Annotated in this window: 22 protein-coding genes and 1 other annotated feature; of the genes, 8 read left to right on the top strand and 14 right to left on the bottom strand. The window is 57.7% G+C overall.

Annotated features, from left to right (window positions below; translation table 11 throughout):
• Window positions 1-69: 69 nt before the first annotated feature.
• The gene (ppsA, locus tag G7090_RS09655; protein WP_106993649.1) at window positions 70-2,448 is read right to left on the bottom strand and encodes a phosphoenolpyruvate synthase; all 2,379 of its coding nucleotides are present in this window, start codon (window positions 2,446-2,448) and stop codon (window positions 70-72) included.
• Window positions 2,449-2,786: 338 nt separating this feature from the next.
• Here ppsA and G7090_RS09650 point away from each other — a divergent pair, with 338 nt between their 5' ends.
• From G7090_RS09650 to G7090_RS09615, 8 genes are all read left to right on the top strand, one after another.
• On the top strand, window positions 2,787-3,620 hold the full coding sequence (locus G7090_RS09650; protein ID WP_142489193.1) for a pyruvate, water dikinase regulatory protein: 834 nt from the start codon (window positions 2,787-2,789) through the stop codon (window positions 3,618-3,620).
• A gap of 153 nt (window positions 3,621-3,773) precedes the next feature.
• The gene (gene aroH, locus G7090_RS09645) at window positions 3,774-4,820 is read left to right on the top strand and encodes a 3-deoxy-7-phosphoheptulonate synthase AroH (protein ID WP_106993882.1); all 1,047 of its coding nucleotides are present in this window, start codon (window positions 3,774-3,776) and stop codon (window positions 4,818-4,820) included.
• A gap of 109 nt (window positions 4,821-4,929) precedes the next feature.
• Window positions 4,930-5,166, top strand: coding sequence for a hemin uptake protein HemP (gene hemP, locus G7090_RS09640; protein ID WP_181247255.1), 237 nt, complete (start codon window positions 4,930-4,932; stop codon window positions 5,164-5,166).
• A 71-nt stretch (window positions 5,167-5,237) separates the two neighbouring features.
• A complete protein-coding gene (locus tag G7090_RS09635; RefSeq protein WP_106993647.1) occupies window positions 5,238-7,223 on the top strand; it encodes a TonB-dependent hemoglobin/transferrin/lactoferrin family receptor in 1,986 nt (661 codons plus the stop codon).
• A 48-nt stretch (window positions 7,224-7,271) separates the two neighbouring features.
• Entirely contained in the window at window positions 7,272-8,300 is a 1,029-nt protein-coding gene (chuS, locus tag G7090_RS09630; protein WP_166182241.1) for a hematinate-forming heme oxygenase ChuS, read from the top strand.
• Complete coding sequence (locus G7090_RS09625) at window positions 8,297-9,118, top strand: hemin ABC transporter substrate-binding protein (RefSeq protein WP_166182240.1); 822 nt, start codon at window positions 8,297-8,299, stop codon at window positions 9,116-9,118. The genes chuS and G7090_RS09625 overlap by 4 nt, the downstream gene beginning before the upstream one ends.
• Entirely contained in the window at window positions 9,118-10,110 is a 993-nt protein-coding gene (locus tag G7090_RS09620) for an iron ABC transporter permease (RefSeq protein WP_166182239.1), read from the top strand. The genes G7090_RS09625 and G7090_RS09620 overlap by 1 nt, the downstream gene beginning before the upstream one ends.
• On the top strand, window positions 10,103-10,882 hold the full coding sequence (locus G7090_RS09615; protein WP_166182238.1) for a heme ABC transporter ATP-binding protein: 780 nt from the start codon (window positions 10,103-10,105) through the stop codon (window positions 10,880-10,882). The genes G7090_RS09620 and G7090_RS09615 overlap by 8 nt, the downstream gene beginning before the upstream one ends.
• Here G7090_RS09615 and selO read toward each other — a convergent pair.
• The 13 genes from selO to infC all read right to left on the bottom strand — a co-directional run bounded on the left by selO (window position 10,879) and on the right by infC (window position 21,561).
• A complete protein-coding gene (gene selO, locus G7090_RS09610; protein ID WP_166182237.1) occupies window positions 10,879-12,321 on the bottom strand; it encodes a protein adenylyltransferase SelO in 1,443 nt (480 codons plus the stop codon). The two genes, G7090_RS09615 and selO, sit on opposite strands and share 4 nt — an antisense overlap.
• Window positions 12,322-12,382: 61 nt before the next feature.
• Complete coding sequence (locus G7090_RS09605) at window positions 12,383-13,096, bottom strand: EAL domain-containing protein (RefSeq protein ID WP_166182236.1); 714 nt, start codon at window positions 13,094-13,096, stop codon at window positions 12,383-12,385.
• A gap of 288 nt (window positions 13,097-13,384) precedes the next feature.
• Window positions 13,385-13,849: an NlpC/P60 family protein gene (locus tag G7090_RS09600; protein WP_106993640.1), complete on the bottom strand. Its 465-nt coding sequence runs from the start codon at window positions 13,847-13,849 to the stop codon at window positions 13,385-13,387.
• A 72-nt stretch (window positions 13,850-13,921) separates the two neighbouring features.
• Window positions 13,922-14,677, bottom strand: coding sequence for a vitamin B12 ABC transporter ATP-binding protein BtuD (gene btuD / locus G7090_RS09595; RefSeq protein ID WP_166182235.1), 756 nt, complete (start codon window positions 14,675-14,677; stop codon window positions 13,922-13,924).
• Window positions 14,677-15,228, bottom strand: coding sequence for a glutathione peroxidase (locus G7090_RS09590; protein WP_166182234.1), 552 nt, complete (start codon window positions 15,226-15,228; stop codon window positions 14,677-14,679). The genes btuD and G7090_RS09590 overlap by 1 nt, the downstream gene beginning before the upstream one ends.
• A 36-nt stretch (window positions 15,229-15,264) precedes the next feature.
• Window positions 15,265-16,245, bottom strand: a complete 981-nt coding sequence (gene btuC / locus G7090_RS09585) for a vitamin B12 ABC transporter permease BtuC (RefSeq protein ID WP_166182233.1) — start codon at window positions 16,243-16,245, stop codon at window positions 15,265-15,267.
• Between the two features lie 101 nt (window positions 16,246-16,346).
• On the bottom strand, window positions 16,347-16,646 hold the full coding sequence (ihfA, locus tag G7090_RS09580; RefSeq protein WP_006820203.1) for an integration host factor subunit alpha: 300 nt from the start codon (window positions 16,644-16,646) through the stop codon (window positions 16,347-16,349).
• 4 nt (window positions 16,647-16,650) lie between these two features.
• Window positions 16,651-19,038 carry a phenylalanine--tRNA ligase subunit beta gene (gene pheT / locus G7090_RS09575; protein ID WP_166182232.1) on the bottom strand — a complete coding sequence of 796 codons (2,388 nt, stop codon included), beginning with the start codon at window positions 19,036-19,038 and terminating at the stop codon, window positions 16,651-16,653.
• A gap of 15 nt (window positions 19,039-19,053) precedes the next feature.
• Entirely contained in the window at window positions 19,054-20,037 is a 984-nt protein-coding gene (pheS, locus tag G7090_RS09570; protein ID WP_106993635.1) for a phenylalanine--tRNA ligase subunit alpha, read from the bottom strand.
• Between the two features lie 40 nt (window positions 20,038-20,077).
• Window positions 20,078-20,201, bottom strand: a sequence feature (Phe leader region).
• Complete coding sequence (gene pheM, locus G7090_RS09565) at window positions 20,152-20,196, bottom strand: pheST operon leader peptide PheM (RefSeq protein ID WP_001386830.1); 45 nt, start codon at window positions 20,194-20,196, stop codon at window positions 20,152-20,154. Its footprint overlaps the feature before it by 45 nt.
• Window positions 20,202-20,317: 116 nt before the next feature.
• Window positions 20,318-20,674, bottom strand: coding sequence for a 50S ribosomal protein L20 (gene rplT / locus G7090_RS09560; RefSeq protein WP_012017122.1), 357 nt, complete (start codon window positions 20,672-20,674; stop codon window positions 20,318-20,320).
• A gap of 51 nt (window positions 20,675-20,725) precedes the next feature.
• Window positions 20,726-20,923, bottom strand: coding sequence for a 50S ribosomal protein L35 (rpmI, locus tag G7090_RS09555; RefSeq protein WP_003030583.1), 198 nt, complete (start codon window positions 20,921-20,923; stop codon window positions 20,726-20,728).
• 95 nt (window positions 20,924-21,018) lie between these two features.
• Complete coding sequence (infC, locus tag G7090_RS09550; protein WP_106993634.1) at window positions 21,019-21,561, bottom strand: translation initiation factor IF-3; 543 nt, start codon at window positions 21,559-21,561, stop codon at window positions 21,019-21,021.
• Between the last annotated feature and the right edge of the window lie 3 nt (window positions 21,562-21,564).

Genomic DNA, 21,564 nt, shown 5'->3' with positions numbered 1-21,564 from the left:
GTTAGTGCGCTCTGAATAAAAAAGGCGAGGACCGAAGTCCTCGCCTTTATGCGTTGCAGAAACGTGACGTTACTTGTTCAGTTCCGCCAGGCTCAGCCAGGTCTGCACCACGGTGTCCGGGTTCAGGGACAGACTGTCGATCCCCTCTTCCATCAGCCATGCAGCAAAGTCTTCATGGTCGGAAGGTCCCTGACCGCAGATGCCAACGTATTTACCCTGTTTCTTCGCCGCGCGGATGGCCATCGACAGCAGCGCTTTCACCGCCTCGTTACGCTCATCAAACAGCGCAGAGACTACGCCAGAGTCACGGTCCAGACCCAGCGCCAGCTGCGTCATATCGTTGGAGCCGATAGAGAAGCCGTCGAAGTGTTCCAGGAACTGATCGGCCAACAGGGCGTTGGACGGGATCTCACACATCATGATGATTTTGAGGCCGTTCTCGCCGCGCTTCAGCCCCTGACGGGCCAGCTCGTCGACAACCGCTTTCGCCTGATCGACAGTACGCACGAACGGCACCATGATCTCGACGTTGGTCAGCCCCATCTCGTTGCGCACGCGTTTCACCGCCTCGCACTCCAGCGCAAAGCAGTCGCGGAAGCTGTCAGAGACGTAACGACCGGCGCCGCGGAAGCCCAGCATCGGGTTCTCTTCTTCCGGCTCATAACGCTCGCCGCCCACCAGGTTGGCATATTCGTTAGATTTGAAGTCAGAAAGACGCACAATGACGCGTTTCGGGTAGAAGGCTGCGCCCAGAGTGGCGATCCCTTCGGTCAGACGGCCAACGTAGAACTCTTTAGGCGAGTCGTAACCCTTCATCATCTCGCGGATCTCTTTCTGCAGCTTCGGATCCTGGTCGTCAAACTCCAGCAGCGCGCGCGGGTGAACCCCGATCATGCGGTTGATGATGAACTCCAGACGCGCCAGGCCAACGCCTTCGTTTGGCAGACAGGCGAAGTCAAAGGCGCGGTCCGGGTTGCCGACGTTCATCATGATCTTCAGCGGCAGGTCCGGCATGGTGTCCACGCTGGAGCTCTTCACGCTAAAGTCGAGGATCTCGGCGTAGACGTAGCCGGTATCGCCTTCGGCACAGGAGACGGTCACGTTCTGATCGTCCTTCATGCGCTCGGTGGCGTCACCGCAGCCCACCACGGCCGGGATACCCAGCTCGCGGGCGATGATCGCTGCGTGACAGGTACGCCCGCCACGGTTGGTGACAATCGCCGCCGCCTTTTTCATGATCGGTTCCCAGTCCGGGTCGGTCATGTCGGTCACCAGCACGTCGCCCGGCTGGATACGGTTCATTTCGCTGATGTCGTGGATCACCTTCACCGGGCCAGCGCCGATGCGGTGGCCGATGGCGCGGCCTTCCGCGATGATGTTGCCCTGGGCATGCAGCGTATAACGCTCCATCACCTGACCGCGGGAACGCACGGTTTCCGGGCGCGCCTGGACGATAAACAGTTTGCCGGTGTTGCCATCTTTGGCCCATTCGATATCCATCGGACGGCCATAGTGCTTCTCGATCTGTACCGCCTGCTTCGCCAGCTCCTGCACTTCGGCATCGGTCAGCGAGAAGCGGTCACACTGCTCCTGCGGCACATCTTCAATCCGCACCTGCTTGCCATGCTCCTGAGTCGGAGCATAGATCATGCGGATTTTTTTCGAGCCCATGGTGCGACGCACGATAGCCGGGCGATCCGCTGCCAGAGTTGGCTTGTGAACGTAGAACTCGTCCGGGTTAACGGCGCCCTGCACCACCATCTCGCCCAGACCCCAGGCGGAGGTGATAAAGACCACCTGATCGAAACCCGATTCGGTATCAATAGAGAACATCACGCCTGACGAGGCCAGATCCGAACGCACCATGCGCTGCACGCCAGCCGACAGCGCAACGCCGCGGTGGTCATAACCCTGATGCACGCGGTAGGAGATCGCGCGGTCGTTAAACAGGGAGGCAAACACATGTTTTACTGCCACCAGCACGGCATCGTAGCCCTGCACGTTGAGGAAGGTCTCCTGCTGCCCGGCGAACGAGGCGTCCGGCATATCTTCTGCGGTGGCAGAGGAGCGCACGGCAAAGGAGGCCTGCGCATCATCAGCAGAGAGCTGGTTATAGGCGTCGTGAATGGCTTGTTCCAGTTCAGGCTGGAAAGGTGTATCGATGATCCACTGGCGGATTTGGGTCCCGGCCTTTGCAAGCTCAGAGACATCATCAATGTCCGTGTTATCCAGTAGTTCGTAAATGCGCTGGTTTACGCCGCTTTGGTCCAGAAAATAGTTAAAGGCATCGGCGGTAGTCGCAAATCCATTCGGTACGGAGACACCCATACTGGACAGATTCGTAATCATTTCACCCAGGGAGGCATTTTTGCCTCCAACTCTGTCTACATCATTCATGCCGAGTTGGTTATACCAAAGCACCAGCGGTGACGAGCCATTGTTGGACATCGAAACAATCCTTTTGTGATATATGAACGGGTTTTAAGAAACTCCTTACTGCGTATTTATACTGTCATATTTATTCGCGCTAAAAAAACGGTGAATCGTGTAAGCACTTTTATTTTTTAGCTTTTCAGACTGTTCCCGCTTAAATCCTAACCTGATGATTCTTATGGAATCCCACAAAAAAACTCAGACTTTAGGGTGATTTTTAAAAATGAAACACCCCTTTCATTAAAAATAAAAATAGCGTTTCATTTTTAATTTCCGTCCGGCGTTGACTGTTGTATTTTACTTTTTTAATTTATGCTTTCAGTCAATTACATCTGATATACAGAGTGTGCAAAATGGATAATGCTGTCGATCGCCACGTTTTTTATATTTCCGATGGTACGGCAATCACCGCCGAAGTGTTGGGCCATGCGGTGATGTCGCAATTCCCGGTTTCTATCAACAGCATCACGCTGCCGTTCGTGGAAAACGAGAGCCGTGCCCGAGCGGTGAAAGACCAAATTGACGCCATTTTCCAGCAGACCGGTGAGCGTCCGCTGGTGTTCTACTCAATTGTGATCCCGGAAATCCGCAATATCATTCTGCAAAGTGAAGGCTTCTGTCAGGATATCGTGCAGGCGCTGGTGGCCCCGTTGCAGCAGGAGCTGAAGCTGGACCCGACCCCGGTGGCACACCGCACCCACGGCCTGAACCCGGCGAATATCATCAAGTATGACGCCCGTATCGCCGCCATTGATTACACCCTCGCCCACGATGACGGTATCTCAATGCGTAATCTCGATCAGGCCCAGGTCATTCTGCTCGGCGTTTCGCGCTGCGGTAAAACCCCCACCAGCCTCTATCTGGCGCTTCAGTTCGGGATCCGCGCGGCGAACTACCCCTTTATTGCCGACGACATGGACAATCTCGTCCTCCCGGCAGCGCTGAAACCCCTGCAGCATAAGCTCTTCGGCCTGACCATTAACCCGGAGCGGCTGGCGGCGATTCGCGAAGAGCGCCGGGAGAACAGCCGCTACGCCTCAATGCGCCAGTGCCGTCTGGAAGTCGCCGAAGTCGAAGCCCTGTACCGCAAGAACAACATTCCGTGGCTGAACAGTACCAACTATTCGGTAGAAGAGATCGCCACCAAAATTCTCGACATTATGGGCCTCAATCGCCGCATGTACTAACAGGCTAGTACACAAGTCCATAATCCTTTATACTCCCACACCATCACAGGGCACGCAGGTGCCCTGCACTTGAATTCAGCGGGGATTGGTTTAAGGTGATGCCCATCACTTCCCGGTAAGCTACCGATGAAGCACTACATTCTGAGAAATACCATGAATAAAACCGATGAACTCCGCACAGCGCGTATCGATAGTCTGGTCACGCCAGCTGAACTGGCCCAGCGGTACCCTGTTTCTGCGGCAGTGGCAGAAAACGTGACAACGTCACGCAAACGTATTGAAAAAATCCTTAACGGGGAAGATCGCCGCCTGCTGGTGATTGTTGGCCCCTGCTCTATTCACGACCTTGATGCCGCAATGGACTACGCCCAGCGCCTGAAGGGACTGCGGGATAAACACCACTCCCGTCTGGAAATCGTGATGCGCACTTACTTCGAAAAGCCGCGCACCGTGGTGGGCTGGAAAGGGCTGATCTCCGATCCCGATCTGAACGGCAGCTACCGGGTGAATCACGGCATTCAGCTGGCGCGCAAGCTGCTGCTGCAGGTCAACGAGCTGGGCGTGCCTACCGCCACCGAATTCCTCGATATGGTGACCGGACAGTTTATCGCCGATCTGATTAGCTGGGGGGCCATTGGCGCCCGCACCACCGAAAGCCAGATCCACCGTGAAATGGCCTCGGCGCTCTCCTGCCCGGTGGGCTTTAAAAACGGTACCGACGGTAATACCCGTATCGCGGTGGACGCCATCCGCGCCGCGCGGGCCAGCCATATGTTCCTGTCTCCGGACAAAACCGGTCAGATGACTATCTATCAGACCAGCGGCAACCCGTACGGGCACATCATCATGCGCGGCGGCAAACAGCCGAATTATCACTCTCAGGATCTGGCGGAAGCCTGCGATACCCTGCGTGAGTTCGACCTGCCCGAGCAGCTGGTGGTGGATTTCAGCCACGGCAACTGCCAGAAACAGCACCGCCGTCAGCTGGACGTCTGCGATGAGATTTGCCAGCAGATCCGCAACGGCTCAACCGCTATCGCCGGGATCATGGCCGAAAGCTTCCTGCGCGAAGGCACGCAAAAAGTGGTGGTCGGTCAGCCCATCACCTACGGCCAGTCGATTACCGACCCTTGCCTGAGCTGGGAAGATACCGAGGTGTTGCTGGATAAACTTGCCTCTGCAGTTGACAGTCGTTTTTAAAAGCTATGCCGGGTGGCGGCTTCGCTTACCCGGCTTTTTCCCAGGCCGCACCATTCCCACCTCACTGTTTTTTCATAAAACGCTTGCCGTCAAAATCGATTTGTTGATAATGATTATCATTGTTACATTGATTGCTATTTTGAAAAACATTATGTCACGTATGGATAACACTGCAGCAACGCTCACTCGTCCTGAAGACAAAACACAGCCTGCCCCAGGCGCAACCGACCGTCGCATCGACAGTAAACAGCTGTTGGGCGAGGAAGGCCGCGTCATAATTGAGCATGACGGCCAGCACTACCTGCTGCGTCAGACACATGCCGGAAAATTGATCCTCACAAAATAAGTTCCCCCCCGCCAGCCACCCAGGTTCCCCCAGGCAGCCAGCGCTTTTCACTTTTAAATGGAGAGTGGCTCATGCCATACCTGAATACCGCGTCTTTACGCCCGTCGCTGCTGGCGCTGGCGATTGTCAGTGCCCTGCCGGGAGCGGCGGTTGCCGCCACCGACGACATGACCGTTACCGCCACCGGCAATGCCCGCAGCGCCTTTGAAGCCCCGATGATGGTCAGCGTCATTGATGCTACCGACCCGGAAAATCAAACCGCCAGCTCCGCCGCCGATCTGCTGCGCCACGTGCCCGGCCTGACCCTTGACGGCACCGGGCGCACCAACGGCCAGGACGTCAATCTGCGCGGATACGATCGTCGCGGCGTACTGGTGCTGGTGGACGGCGTGCGTCAGGGCACCGATACCGGTCACCTGAACAGTACCTTCCTCGACCCGGCGCTGATCAAGCGGATTGAGATCGTGCGCGGGCCGTCTGCCCTGCTGTACGGCAGCGGCGCGATGGGCGGGGTGATCGCCTATGACACCGCCGACGCGAAAGATCTGCTCCAGGCCGGACAAACCAGCGGCTACCGCGTATTTGGTACCGCCGCCACCGGCGATCACAGCCTCGGCATGGGGGCCAGCGCCTTTGGCCGTACCGACACCCTCGATGGTCTGGTGGCCTGGTCGAGCAGGGATCGCGGAGATATCCGCCAGGGCGGCGGCGGTACCGCGCCGAATGACGAATCGATCAACAATATGCTGGCGAAAGGCAGCTGGCAGATGGATCAGGCCCAGTCCCTGAGCGGCTCGCTGCGTTACTACAACAACGCCGCGCAGGAGCCGAAAAACCCGCAGACCATCGAGGCGGACGACAGCAGCAATCCGATGACCGACCGCTCCACCATTCAGCGGGATGTGCAGCTCGGGTATCACCTCGCCCCGGCAGGCAACGACTGGCTGAACGCCGATGCCCGCCTCTACTGGTCTGAAGCGCGTATCAATGCCCAGAATATCGACGGCAGCGGTGAATTCCGCCAGCAGACCACCAAAGGCGGCAAAGTGGAGAACCGCACCCGCCTGTTCGCCGACTCCTTCGCCTCGCACCTGCTGACCTACGGCGGCGAGTATTACCGTCAGGAGCAGGAGCCGTCCGGTGCCACCACCGGCTTCCCGGATGCGAGCATCGATTTCAGCTCCGGCTGGATCCAGGATGAGATCACCCTGCGCGATCTGCCAATCACCCTGCTGGGCGGTACCCGCTACGATAACTACCGCGGCAGCAGCGATGGCTATGACGATGTGGACGCCGATAAATGGTCCTCCCGCGCCGGGATCACCGTCTCCCCCGCGGACTGGCTGATGCTGTTCGGCTCTTATGCCCAGGCCTTCCGCGCCCCGACGATGGGCGAAATGTATAACGACGCCAAACATTTCTCCATTGGCCGGTTCTACACCAACTACTGGGTGCCGAACCCAAACCTGCGCCCGGAAACTAACGAAACCCAGGAGTACGGGTTTGGTCTGCGCTTTGACGATCTACTGCTGGCAAACGATGCACTGGAGTTCAAAGCCAGCTACTTTGATACCCATGCCAAAGATTACATCTCCACCACCGTCGATTTTGCCGCTGCGACCACCATGTCCTACAACGTGCCGAACGCCAAAATCTGGGGCTGGGACCTGATGGCGAAATACTCCGCCAGCCTGTTCAACCTCGACCTGGCCTATAACCGCACCCGCGGCAAAGACAGCGACACCGGCGAGTACATCTCCAGCATCAGCCCGGACACCGTCTCCAGCAAGCTGGATGTCCCGCTGGCGCAGAGCGGCTTTAGCGTCGGCTGGATCGGCACCTTCGCCGATCGTTCCACCCACGTGAGCAGCAGCTACAGCCACCAGCCGGGCTACGCGGTGAATGATTTCTACGTCAGCTATCAGGGGCAGCAGGCGCTGAAAGGTGTGACCACCACCCTGGTGCTCGGCAACGCTTTCGACAAAGAGTACTGGTCTCCGCAGGGCATCCCGCAGGATGGCCGCAACGGCAAGATTTTCGTGAGTTATCAGTGGTAATTACCCTGCCCCGGTTCTGCCGGGGCATTTATCCCGAAGGAAGAGACAATGAATCACTACACACGCTGGCTTGAACTAAAAGAACAGAATCCCGGGAAATACGCGCGTGATATCGCGGCCCTGATGAACATCAGCGAAGCCGAACTGACCTGGGCCCGGGTAAGCCACGATGCATGGCGTCTGCACGGCGAAATCCGCGAGATCCTCGGCGCGCTGGAAGCCGTGGGTGAAACCAAATGCATCTGCCGTAACCAATACGCGGTCCACGAGCAGGTAGGCACCTTTACCCATCAGCACCTGAATGGCCACGCCGGACTGGTACTCAACCCGCGCGCCCTGGATCTGCGTCTGTTCCTCCACCAGTGGGCCAGCGCGTTTCATATCACCGAGACCACCGCCCGCGGCGAACGTCAGAGCATCCAGTTTTTCGACCATCAGGGCGATGCCCTGCTGAAGGTCTACACCACCGATAACACCGACGTCTCCGCCTGGGGCGACCTACTGTCGCGCTTTATCTTTGCCGATAACCCGCCGCTGGCGCTGAAAGCTGCCGATCCGGCAGTCAACGTGGCCAGCGCTGATGCGCCAACGGTGGACAGCGAGTGGCGCGCCATGACCGACGTGCATCAGTTCTTTGGCCTGCTGAAGCGCCACAGCCTGACCCGCCAGCAGGCGTTCCGCCTGGTGGGCGACGATCTGGCCTGTCAGGTGGATAACAGCGCCCTGTCCCGGCTGCTGAACAGCGCCCGTGAGGATGGCAACGAAATCATGATTTTCGTCGGCAACCGCGGCTGCGTGCAGATCTTTACCGGCGCGGTCGAGAAAGTGGTGCCGATGAAGGGCTGGCTGAACATCTTCAACCCGGCCTTTACCCTGCATCTGCTGGAGGAGACCATCGCCGAAAGCTGGGTGACGCGCAAACCCACCGCCGATGGCCATGTCACCAGCCTCGAACTCTTTGCCGCCGACGGGACCCAGATCGCCCAGCTGTACGGTCAGCGCACGGAAGGCGAGCCTGAACAGAGCCAGTGGCGTTCGCAGATCGACGCCCTGACGGTAAAAGGGCTGGCCGCATGAGAAAACTGCTCGCCGTCCTTGTCGCGCTCCCGCTGGCCGCCTTTGGCGCCGCGCAGGAGAAGATCGTTGCCCTCGGCGGCGACGTGACGGAAATTGTCTACGCCCTGGGGGCCGAAGGTTCGCTGGTGGCGCGCGACAGCACCAGCCAGTGGCCGGAGCAGGTCACCGCCCTGCCGGACGTGGGCTACCTGCGCCAGCTCAATGCCGAGGGGATCCTGGCGATGCGCCCTACGCTGGTGTTAGCCAGCGCCCAGGCGCAGCCGTCTCTGGCCCTGAAACAGGTCGGGCAGAGTCAGGTTAATGTGGTGACGGTGCCGGGCAGTAACGCCCTCAGCGTAATCGACGAGAAAGTGCGGGTGGTGGCCCAGGCGACGCACCGCGTTGCACAAGGGGAAGCCCTGCGCCAGCGCCTGCAGCAGGAGCTGGCCGCACTGCCCACCTCACCGATCAATAAGCGGGTGCTGTTTATCCTCAACCACGGCGGGATGACCGCTATGGCCGCCGGGCAGGATACCGGTGCTGATGCGGCGATCCGCGCGGCCGGTCTGCAAAACGCCATGCAGGGGTTCTCCCGCTATCAGCCGCTCTCCCAGGAAGGGGTGATTGCCAGCCAGCCCGATCTGGTGGTGATTTCACAGGATGGCGTAAAGGCGATGGGCGGAGAAGCGAATCTGTGGAAGCTGCCAGGTCTGGCGCAAACCCCGGCCGGGCGTAATAAACAGGTGTTGCAGATTGACGATATGGCGCTGCTCGGGTTTAGCGTGCGCACCCCGCAGGCCATCGGGCAGCTGCGCAGCAAAGCCGGGCAGTTGCCCTGATGCCTCGCCGGATCGGCTATTCCCTGTGGGGTCTGGCAATGGTTCTGGCGGTGATGACGCTGCTGGCCACCGGTTTTGGCGCGTTGCGCCTGCCGGTGACCCTGCTGTGGAGCAACAGTGACGAGGCGCTGCGCCAGATCTGGCTCACCATTCGCCTGCCCCGGGTGCTGCTGGCGCTGGTGATTGGCGGCTCGCTGGCGCTGGCGGGCTGTGTGATGCAGGGGCTGTTCCGCAACCCCCTCGCCGATCCCGGATTGCTGGGGATCAGCAGCGGTGCCGCCTGCGCCGTCGCGCTGTGGGTGGTGTTGCCGATAACCCTTCCCGCCCTGCTGATGCTTTACGCCCCGATGCTGGCGGCCTTTCTCGGCGCGCTGGCGGCAACAATCGTGATCTTCCTGCTCAGCCAGCAGCGGGAGAGTTCGCTCTCGCGGCTGCTGCTGGTGGGGATCGCCATTAACGCCCTGTGCGGCGCGGCGGTGGGCGTGCTCTCCTGGGTCAGCAATGACGCCCAGCTGCGCCAGCTCTCACTGTGGGGAATGGGCAGCCTCGGCCAGGCCCAGTGGTCCACCCTGCTGGCGGTCACCTCGCTGATGATCCCCACCGTGCTGGTGATCTGGCGGCTGGCATCAGCCCTGAATCTGCTGCAACTGGGCGAGGAGGAAGCGCACTATTTGGGTATCGACGTGCGGCTTGTTCAGCGTGTGTTGCTCCTGTGCAGCGCCCTGCTGGTGGCTGCTGCGGTGGCGGTCAGCGGAGTGATTGGTTTTATTGGCCTGGTGGTACCGCACCTGATGCGGATGTGGCTGGGCTCCGATCACCGGGCGGTGATCCCCGGTTCGGTGCTGGCGGGGGCGTTTCTGCTGCTGATCGCCGATACCGCCGCGCGGACGCTGGTCGCCCCGGCGGAGATGCCGGTAGGATTGCTGACCAGCATTCTTGGTGCCCCCTGGTTCCTGTGGCTAATTTTCCGTCGTGGAGGTCAGCATGGGTGAATCCTTCATTGCTGAAGACTTGTCTTATCGCGTGGCAGACCGGGCGGTAGTGCGTGACGTCACGCTGTCGCTCGCCCGGGGCGAGCTGGTGGCGCTGATCGGCCCCAACGGCGCAGGGAAATCGACCCTGCTGCGCCTGTTAACCGGCTTTCTTAAGCCGGATGCCGGGCGCTGTTTGCTGAACGGAAAGCCGCTGGCGGGGTGGAGCACCCAGGCGCTATCGCGCCAGCGGGCAGTAATGCGCCAGCAAACTCAGTTGGGCTTTGACTGGCCGGTAGAAGCGGTGATCGGGATGGGACGTGCCCCCTGGACGGGGCAGCCTGAGCCGGAGATCGTCAGCGAGGTGATGCAGCTTACCGGCTGTGAGCCGCTGGCCGGTCGTCAGTATGGGGCCCTGTCGGGGGGAGAGCAGCAGCGCGTTCAGCTCGCCCGGGCGCTGGCACAGCTGTGGTGCGACGGCGCACCGCGGGGCTGGTTGTTTCTCGATGAGCCGACCTCGGCGTTGGATCTTTACTACCAGCAGCATCTGCTGCGGCTGCTGAAGGCGTTGACTGCGCAAAGGAATTTGCACGTCTGCGTGGTGCTGCACGATCTCAATCTGGCCGCCTTATGGGCCGACCGGATTGTGCTCCTGCATGAGGGGGAAATTGTCTCTCAGGGAACGCCGCCGGCGGTGCTGCAGGCCGATGACCTGGCGCGCTGGTACGGGGCGCAGGTGCATGTGGGGCAGCATCCGTTGAACGCTACCCCCCAGGTGTTTCTCGCGCCCTAACTCGAGCAACTCACTTCCAGCCGCTTACCCCAGTCAGGTGGGCGGCTGACATAATCATCGCTGCGATCGGCGAACGGCGTCCGGAGGGCTTCGTGTAACCGATGCAGCTCAGCGTAATCCCCTTTCTCCGCCTGCTCAATCGCCCGCTGTGCCAGCCAGTTGCGCAGCACCATTGCCGGATTAACGGCATTCATCTGCGCCTGACGCTCATCATCGGCGATGTTCTCCTGCTGGAGACGCGTGCGATAAGTCGCAAACCAGTCATCAAAGGCCTGCCGGTCGATAAACTCGTCACGCAACGGTGAGGCAGCGCTGTGCTGCTCGGTTTGCCCCAGCATACGGAAGGTGCGAGTGTAGTCGCTGCCTTCCCGTGCCATCAGCGCAAACAGGGTATTCAGAAGTTCATTGTCGCCCTTCTCCTGAGTCATCAGCCCCAGCTTGCGGCGCATCAGTTTGCCGTACTGCTGCAGCAGAACCTCCTGATAGCCATCCAGCGCGTCGTTGAGGGCATCAACATCGATAAACGGCGACAGGGACTGCGCCAGACGCTGCAGGTTCCAGATGCCCACTGCCGGCTGGTTATCAAAGCTGTAGCGGCCCTGATAGTCGGAGTGGTTACAGATGTAGCCCGGCTGGTAGTCGTCAAGGAAACCGTACGGGCCGTAATCCATCGTCAGGCCGAGGATCGACATGTTATCGGTGTTCATCACCCCGTGAGCAAAGCCGACCGTCTGCCAGCTGGCGATCAGTGAGGCGGTACGCGCCACCACATCCCGGAACCAGAGGATGTATTTATCGGCGTCGTCCTGCAACTGCGGCCAGTGATGCTTGATGACAAAATCCGCCAGCTGGCGAACTTTTTCTGGCTCGCGGCGATAGTAGAAGTGCTCGAAATGACCGAAGCGGGCGTGGCTCTGAGCGGTGCGGATCAGCATCGCCCCCTGCTCCATAGTCTCACGCGCCACCGGCGTGTCGCTGGTCACGATCGACAGCGCGCGGGTGGTGGGGATCCCGAGATAGTGCATGGCTTCTGAGGCCAGGCTTTCGCGGATAGTCGAGCGCAGCACGGCGCGCCCGTCGCCCATCCGTGAATAAGGGGTCAGTCCGGCCCCTTTAAGGTGCCAGTCCATCGTTTGCCCGTTGGCAAGCTGCTGTTCGCCGAGCAGGATCCCCCGCCCGTCCCCCAGCTGTCCGGCCCAGACGCCGAACTGATGGCCGCTGTAGACCTGGGCCAGCGGCTGCATGCCCGGCAGCAGGGTTTCGCCGCCAAAGACGCCAGCGCCCTGCTCGGGGCTAAACAGCGAGTCCGGGATCGCCAGTTCGGCGGCCAGCGCCGTGTTATGCCAGATCAGGCGGGCATTATTCAGGGGAGTGGGTTTCAGAGCCGTATAAAAACCGGGTAATTCGTCATGCCAGTGCGCGGTAAAAGACAGGGTCATAGGTCCTCCTGCTTTTAGTGTAGTGGGTTTATCAGATGTTAAACACCAGGCAAGAAAAGGGTTATCCCTGCACCAGGGTGGTAATGCGTTCAAGGGGAACGGCAGGCCATAACCCGCCCTGCATGGCGCTAAAGCCAAATGCCGACAGGCGCTGCAGGACAAGCTCATCGTCCACGCCTGCCACCATCAACGACTGACAGTAAGGCGAAACCTGAGTCATGATCGCCCGTAATAACAGTTCGAATGTATTATCATTTAAATGCTGTTGAATGAAGTTTTTATCCAGCGCCACACGTTTAAACATGCCATCAAAAATGGCTTTAGTGGAGGCATCCCCGGCGCCAAAATTGCCCAGCACCAGAGGAAAACGCAGGGCAAAGTCCATCAGAGCCGTATTCATATTGCCTTTATTCAGATCCGGATAATTCTCATTAATGCAGAACTCCAGCCACGGATGTTGCTCACCTATTGCAACCCCATTTTCTTCCGTTAACAGGTATTCAACAATGACCGGAGAGATATTTATCCATGCCGTCAGCTGTTGCTGAATAAAAAAGAGTTTGCAGCTGTCGAGCATTGCCAGCTGTTCCTGAAACAGCGTCAGCTCTTGCGCGGGAGACAGGTACGGGCGCACCAGCTCCGTCGGAATACGGACCTGATTATCCACCCCGACAAAGTTCACGACTATTTCAAGGCCGGTAAGCGCCCCAGAATCATGTCGCGCAGGGAGTAATAACAATTCAGACTGATAAGCAATATCCAGCATCACAATCATGGCGTCCGACCCGGTTTAAAAACGATACAAGACATCCTGAAACATATGCTGAAGCAATTCAACTTTATGGATTTTAATAAGATTAATTTCATTCGTTCCATTAAATATTCGGATTTTCCTTAGTCCTGAAATAATCTTATCCTGGATACCGCTTAATAGCCAGTTGTCGCTAACAATAAGAATTGCATCAAATTAATTCAGCGACTAACTATTTCTCCACAATTAAGGCGGGCTAATGAATTTCATTTTCAGATGAAAGAAAATGTCGCGCCAGGGGGCGCGACAGGACTAAATACGTCGGGCTTGCCAGAAGTTTTTGCGCCAGTAGACGTTATTAAGAGAGGAACGCATCACCCCCCGGCTGGTGGAGGCATGAATAAACTGGTTATCGGTGTCGTAAATCCCGACGTGCAGCCCGCTTTCGCCGGAGCCGGTTTTAAAGAATACCAGGTCGCCCGGGAGCAGATCGTCTTTATCAATTTCGGTGCCGATAGTTGCCTGCTGGCGGGTTTCGCGCGGCAGCTTGAGCGCAAACCGATCGCGGAAAGTCAGCAGCACAAATCCCGAACAATCAATTCCGCCACGCGACATGCCGCCGTAGCGATAAGGGGTGCCGCCCCAGTTATGCAGCTGATCGTTCAGGCCTGCAATCACGGCAATAGAATCAGACAGCCGCGCATTCGGCGGCGGTGCGCGATGGCTGCTGCATCCTGCAAGAAATAGCGCGGCCACAAGGAGAAAACAGAATCGCATTCCTGACGAATCCTCTGATTTTTTGTGCTTTCTGTAATTTAGCCTGTGAATATGTCGCTCTGCAACAAGCGGCTATTCCTGCGACGTCGAAATGATCATTCTGTGACCTTCGATATCCAGCCGACGGAAGGACATGTCGTAGGCTTTGGCCAGATTCGGCGGCGTCAACACGCTGTCGCGCGTGCCGCTGGCGATCAGCTGACCCCGCTTCAGCAGCCAGACACGATGGGCGTGGCGCAGCGTGTGGTTCAGATCGTGGCTGCTCATCACCACCGCAATGCCCTGGCGGGACAGCGCGCTTAACAGCCGGTCGAGCGCCACCTGCTGGGCGACGTCGAGACTGTTCATCGGCTCGTCCAGCAACAACAGCTGGCCGTGCGGGTTGCCGCTGGGGTGAATTTGCAGGATCACCGCAGCCAGCCGCACGCGCTGCCACTCCCCGCCGGAGAGCTGGCTGACGTGTCGCGACAGCTTATCCTCAATCCCCAGCGCCGCTGCTACCTCGCTTAACAGCGTTTTTTGCTGACTGTCGTACTGATGCAGCGTCAGATAGTGCCAGACCGGCATGGCAAAGGGCGCAGTTTGCTGCTGCGCCAGATAGGCCCTGCGGCTGGCCAGCGACGCGGAGGACCACCGGGAAAGGGATTCTCCCTGCAACAGGATTTCGCCCTGCCCGGCGCTCAGCCCGGCCATACGCGAAAGCAATGTGCTTTTGCCTGCTCCGTTCGGGCCGACCAGGTGCAGGATCTCCCCCGCATTCACCTGGGCGGAAAGCGGCTGCAGACGCCCGTGTTCCGCCACGCCATTGAGCTGCATCAGAATCGACATTACTTCGCGAGTGCCAGCTTAATCGCTTCCATCAGGATCGGGTCCTCAGGCGTCATATCCGGCGCAAAACGCTGGACCACTTCCCCATCGCGGCCAATCAGGAATTTTTCGAAATTCCATAAGATGTCATCCGGATAGAGCGGCGCGCGACCTTTGCTCGCCAGACGCTCATAAAAACCGCTGCTTTCAGGCGCGACAGCCACCGGTGCGGCGGCAATCAGTTTTTGATACAGCGGATGGCGCGCTTCGCCGTTGACCTCGACTTTGCTGAACATCGGGAAGGTGATGCCATAGGTGGTGCTGCAGAAGGTTTTGATCTCCTCTTCGCTACCTGGCTCCTGGCCGAGGAACTGGTTGCACGGGAAACCCAGCACGGTAAAGCCATCCTTTGCCCAGGCTTTGTGGATGTTTTCGAGCTGCTCATACTGCGGCGTCAGGCCGCATTTCGATGCCACGTTCACTATCAGCAGTACCTGGCCTTTGAACTCTTCCAGGGTGGTGGTTTTGCCATCAATGGTCGTTACTTCAGTGTTCAGAATATCGTTCGGCATAGCATTCTCTCAGGTTGTGGTTCAGATGGGCTGTACTTAACGTCCGGCTTTTAAGAGTAGCCAGATAAACACGGGTGCGCCCAGCGTTGCGGTCACTACCCCAATGGGCAGCTCCGCGGCGTTGAGTGCCAGGCGGGCGATAATATCAGCGCAAAGCAGCGTTGCGCCCCCTGTCACCGCCGCAGCGGGCAGCAACAGCCGGTGATCGGTAATACCACACAAACGCAGCATATGGGGGATGACAAGACCAATAAATCCAATCGCGCCAGCCAGGGCCACGCTCACCCCCACCATCCAGCCGATGGCGACCACCAGCGTGTTGCGCCAGAAGGTGAGCGGCAGGCCGAGCTGGCGGGCGGAAATCTCCCCCAGCACCAGAATGTTCAGCGGCGCGGCCTGAAAGCAGGCCCAGACGATAGCCGGTGCCAGCAGCAGCATCAGCCAGCCCTGCCCCCAGTCCACGCCGCCGAAGCCGCCCATCATCCAGTACATCAGCTGACGGAGATCGAAGGCGGTGGAGAAATAGACCGCCCAGGTCATCAGGGCGCTACAGATGATCCCCAGCGCCACCCCGGCAAGCAGCAGGCGGCTCACGGAGAGATGGCGACGGGCAAAACGCAGCAAAATAAGGGTAATAATCAGCGCCCCGACGATGGCGCAGAGGCTTAAACTCCAGCCCGATAGTGCCCCGCCACCGAGCATCACGGCGGCAATCAGCCCGACCCCGGCGCCGTTCGAGACGCCCAATAATCCTGGCTCTGCCAGCGGATTATCGAACAGGGCCTGCATGATGGTTCCGCTAAGCGCCAGCGCCGCGCCTACCAGCACCACGGCCAGGGTACGCGGGAGGCGAATTTGCCAGATAAACAGCTCCCCCCGGGGAGTAAACCATGCCTCAGGCCCGATCCACCGATCGCCGGCGCAAAGGCTCACCCCCAGCGCGATCGCCAGCGCCAGTGACAGAAAGAGCAATTTACGCAGATCGGAGCGGTACTGCTGACGGGCAAATTCGGGCATTGGAGTCATTTTGCGGGTGAATGATGTAATTGATTTTACGGCGGGTTTACAGCAGCGCAAAGAAAAAAGGCCGCATCAGCGGCCTTTTTGGTTAGATCATATCACTCTGCTTTGGGTGAAGCGTTTTCGACACGGCTTTTTAACTTCTGGCCGGGTCTGAAGGTCACCACGCGGCGGGCTGTAATGGGAATATCCTCACCCGTCTTCGGGTTACGACCCGGACGTTGATTCTTGTCGCGCAAATCAAAGTTACCAAAGCCGGAGAGTTTTACCTGCTCACCATTTTCCAGAGCGCGACGGATCTCTTCGAAAAACAGCTCAACCAGCTCTTTGGCATCCCGTTTGCTAAGCCCAAGCTTATCAAACAGATATTCGGACATTTCAGCTTTTGTAAGCGCCATAGGTTCAATCCCTCAATGATGCCTGGAATCGCTCTTTTAATGCCTCTACACATTTGGCGACGGTAGCGGCAATCTCCTCTTCTTCGAGTGTACGGCTGGTATCCTGAAGGATTAGGCTGATAGCCAGGCTCTTAAAGCCCTCTGCTACGCCCTTGCCGCGGTACACGTCAAATAAGTTTACGCCAACTACCTGATTTACGCCAACTTTCTTACATTCGGCCAAAATATCTGCGGCAGGCACATTTTCGGCCACTACAACGGCGATATCACGACGGTTCGCCGGGAAGCGAGAAATGTCCTGAGCCTGAGGAATGACGCGGTCTGCGACCTTGTTCCACTCCAGTTCGAACGCCAACGTACGGCCATTAAGATCCAGCTTGCGCTCCAGCTCCGGGTGCACAACACCAATGAAACCAACGCGTTCACCTTTCAGATAAATCGCGGCGCTCTGGCCCGGATGCAGGGCTGGAATAGCTTCAGCACGGAACTCAATTTCGGACAATTTACCGGTCAGATCGAGCACCGATTCCAGATCGCCCTTCAGGTCATAAAAATCAACGCTGTTTTTGCTCAGATCCCAGTGCTCTTCATAGCGGTTGCCGCAGATAGCGCCTGCCAGCATCAGATCCTGACGGATGCCGAGGTTAGCCTGGGTGTCCGGCACAAAGCGCAGACCGCTTTCGAAGATGCGCACGCGGCTCTGCTGGCGGTTCTGGTTGTAGACGATGGTGTTCAGCAGGCCGGTCAGCAGGGACAGACGCATGGCGGACATTTCGCTGGAGATTGGGCTTGGCAGGATCAAGGCTTCCTGGCCCGGGTGGATCAGCTGCTGCACCTTTGGATCAACGAAGCTGTAAGTGATCACTTCCTGATAGCCTTTGTCGTTCAGCATGGTTTTGACACGCTTCAGAGAGAGGTCGGCTTCACGATGGGAACCCATCACCAGGCCAGCCTGCACCGGCTCATCAGGAATGTTGTTGTAGCCGTAGACACGGGCAACCTCTTCCACCAGATCTTCTTCGATCTCCATATCGAAACGCCAGCTTGGCGCCACGGCAGTCCACTGGTCCTGTCCTTCGGTTACTTCACAGCCCAGACGGCGCAGAATGTCGCTCACCTGCGCATCGGCAATGTGATGGCCAATCAGGCGATCCAGCTTGCTGCGACGCAGAGTGATGGTCGCAGGCTTCGGCAGATGGGCTTCGCTGGTGACATCGATCACCGGACCGGCTTCGCCGCCGCAGATGTCGATCAGCAGGCGGGTGGCACGTTCCATCGCTTTGTACTGCAGGGCCGGATCCACGCCACGCTCATAGCGGTGAGACGCATCGGTGTGCAGACCATGACGGCGTGCGCGGCCGGTAATGGACAGCGGGCTGAAGAAGGCACACTCCAGCAGTACGTTCCGGGTTTCATCATTCACGCCGGAGTGGTCGCCGCCGAAGATACCGCCCATCGCCAGGGCTTTGCCGTGATCGGCAATGACCAGGGTGTCGGCATTCAGTTTGGCTTCGCTGCCGTCCAGCAGGACCAGCGTTTCACCCTCTTTCGCCATGCGCACGACGATCCCGCCTTCGATACGATCTTTATCGAACGCGTGCATCGGCTGACCCAGCTCCAGCAGGACGTAGTTGGTTACGTCAACCACCGCATCGATAGAACGGATGCCGCAGCGACGCAGCTTCTCTTTCATCCACAGCGGCGTTGGCGCCTTAACGTTGATACCTTTCACTACACGGCCCAGGTAGCGCGGACAGGCGTCAGCAGCTTCAACCTGAATTGGCAGGGTGTCGGTGATAGTGGACGCAACAGGGGCGATCTCAGGCGCGTTCAGTGCGGTCTGGTTCAGTACTGCTACGTCGCGGGCCACACCGATAATGCCTAAGCAGTCGGCACGGTTCGGGGTGACGCTGATCTCGATAGTATTGTCGTCGAGCTTCAGGTATTCGCGCAGGTCGGTGCCAATTGGCGCATCCGCTGGCAGCTCAATGATGCCGGAGTGATCGTCGGAAATACCCAGCTCGGAGAAGGAGCACAGCATGCCTTCAGACGGCTCGCCACGCAGTTTCGCCGCTTTTATTTTGAAATCGCCCGGCAACACCGCACCAACGGTGGCCACGGCCACTTTCAGGCCCTGACGGCAGTTTGCCGCGCCGCAGACGATATCGAGCAAGCGTTCGCCGCCCACGTTAACTTTGGTAACACGCAGTTTGTCTGCGTTCGGGTGCTGGCCGCACTCCACGACTTCACCGACCACCACGCCGTTAAAGGCGCCGGCAACCGGCTCAACGCCGTCCACTTCCAGGCCTGCCATGGTGATCTGGTTAGAGAGCGCCTCGCTGTCGAGCTCGGTGTTCACCCATTCGCGTAACCACAGTTCACTGAATTTCATTGTTCTGTCCTGCCCTTATTTAAACTGTTTGAGGAAACGCAGATCGTTTTCGAAGAAAGCGCGTAAGTCGGTCACGCCATAACGCAGCATAGTCAAACGCTCCATCCCCATACCGAACGCAAAGCCGGAGTACACTTCCGGGTCAATGCCGACGTTACGCAGAACGTTCGGGTGCACCATGCCGCAGCCCAGCACTTCCAGCCATTTACCGTTTTTACCCATCACGTCAACTTCTGCGGACGGTTCGGTGAACGGGAAGTAGGACGGGCGGAAACGAACCTGCAGATCTTCCTCAAAGAAGTTGTTCAGGAAATCGTGCAGCGTGCCCTTCAGGTTGGTGAAGCTGATGTTTTTATCAACGATCAGGCCTTCCATCTGATGGAACATTGGGGTGTGGGTCTGATCGTAGTCGTTACGATAGACACGGCCCGGGGCGATGATGCGGATCGGCGGTTCCTGCTCCTTCATGGTACGGATCTGCACGCCAGAGGTCTGGGTACGCAGCAGGCGGGTAGCATCAAACCAGAAAGTGTCGTGGTCAGCACGTGCCGGGTGGTGGCCTGGGATATTCAGGGCATCGAAGTTATGGTAATCGTCTTCGATTTCCGGGCCAGTCGCCACGGTAAAGCCGAGCTCACCGAAGAAACTTTCAATACGGTCGATAGTGCGGGTGACCGGGTGCAGACCACCGTTCTCAATACGACGCCCCGGCAGGGAGACATCGATGGTTTCGGCAGCGAGACGTGCGTTCAACGCGGCGCTTTCCAGCGCGTTTTTACGCTCGTTCAGTACCTGCTGAACCTGCTCTTTGGCTTCGTTAATCACCGCACCTGCAGCCGGGCGCTCTTCTGGCGGCAACTCACGCAGGGTAGTCATTTGAAGGGTCAGGTGCCCTTTCTTGCCCAGATATTCGACGCGGACGTTGTCTAACGCGGCAACATCTGAGGCCTGGTTAATGGCGGCCGTTGCACTGGCAACCAGCTCTGCGAGATGTGACATGGTTTTCCTCGTTATGTAGCGATATTTACAAGCGGCAGATACGAAAAAAGCCTCCATCAGGAGGCTTTCTGGCGCTGTTTTCCGTTTCGTCTTTCACGCGCTAGCCCCCTGATATCAGGTGCTAAAGTAAAAGAAGAAGCGGAAAATAGCAGCATTCATGCTTGCATTACCTTGTGTGGTAAGAGACCTAACGCCTTATTGAAAAGGGTCGGCGAAAAATTGTCAACGTTTTGATGCTGTTGAAACGAAAAGAGGGAGCAGAGCTCCCTCTTCAACTGGCTTATGCCAGAGCTGCTTTCGCTTTTTCGACCAGCGCGGTGAACGCTAACTTGTCGAATACTGCGATGTCAGCCAGGATCTTACGGTCGATTTCAACAGAGGCTTTTTTCAGGCCGTTGATGAATTTGCTGTAAGAAATACCGTTCTGACGTGCTGCTGCGTTGATACGCGCAATCCACAGTTGACGGAACTGACGTTTACGTTGACGACGGTCACGGTAAGCGTACTGACCAGCTTTGATAACTGCCTGGAAGGCAACGCGGTATACGCGTGAACGCGCACCGTAGTAGCCTTTGGCTTGTTTCAAAATTTTCTTGTGACGTGCACGGGCAACTACACCACGTTTTACGCGAGCCATATGTGCTCTCCTGTATCTATTCTAATTAAAAAGTTAAAAAACGTTAACGACTTATGCGTACGGAAGGCACGCGATTACCAGGCCCAGATCGCCTTTAGAAACAAGGCCTTTTGGACGCAGGTGACGTTTACGCTTAGTAGATTTTTTGGTCAGAATATGACGCAGGTTTGCGTGCTTACGCTTAAATCCACCACCACCGGTTTTTTTGAAGCGCTTAGCAGCACCGCGTACGGTCTTAATTTTTGGCATTTTAATAACTTCCACTTCGCATTGTTAATAAACGAAACAAAGGCGAACAAAATCTGTGAAGCCTTTCGGCTCCACAGAAATTGCTACTTGAAGGCCTACTGTTTCTTCTTAGGAGCAAGCACCATGATCATCTGGCGGCCTTCGATCTTCGTAGGGAAGGATTCGACTACTGCCAGTTCACTCAGATCGTCGCGGACGCGGTTAAGCACTTCCATGCCGATCTGTTGGTGGGCCATCTCACGACCGCGGAAACGCAGTGTGATCTTGGCCTTATCGCCCTCTTCGAGAAAGCGTATCAGGCTGCGGAGTTTTACCTGATAATCGCCATCGTCGGTACCAGGACGGAATTTGATTTCCTTAACCTGGATAACTTTTTGTTTCTTCTTCTGTTCCTTGGAAGACTTACTCTTTTCATAAAGGAACTTGCCGTAGTCCATGATACGACAAACTGGCGGTTCGGCGTTAGGGCTGATTTCAACTAAATCTACTCCAGCTTCTTCAGCCTTTTCGATCGCTTCTCTCAGACTCACAATCCCCAGTGGCTCACCTTCCAGATCTGTTAAGCGAACTTCCTGGGCGCGAATCTCGCCATTGATACGATTCGGACGTGCCGTTTGAACTCGTTTTCCGCCTTTAATACC

The sequence above is a fragment of the Leclercia sp. 29361 genome (genome assembly GCF_011290365.1).
Taxonomy (GTDB): Bacteria; Pseudomonadota; Gammaproteobacteria; order Enterobacterales; family Enterobacteriaceae; genus Enterobacter; species Enterobacter tamurae.
Note: the sequence above shows the minus strand (reverse complement) of the source record. Positions and strands in the feature narration are given on the sequence as shown.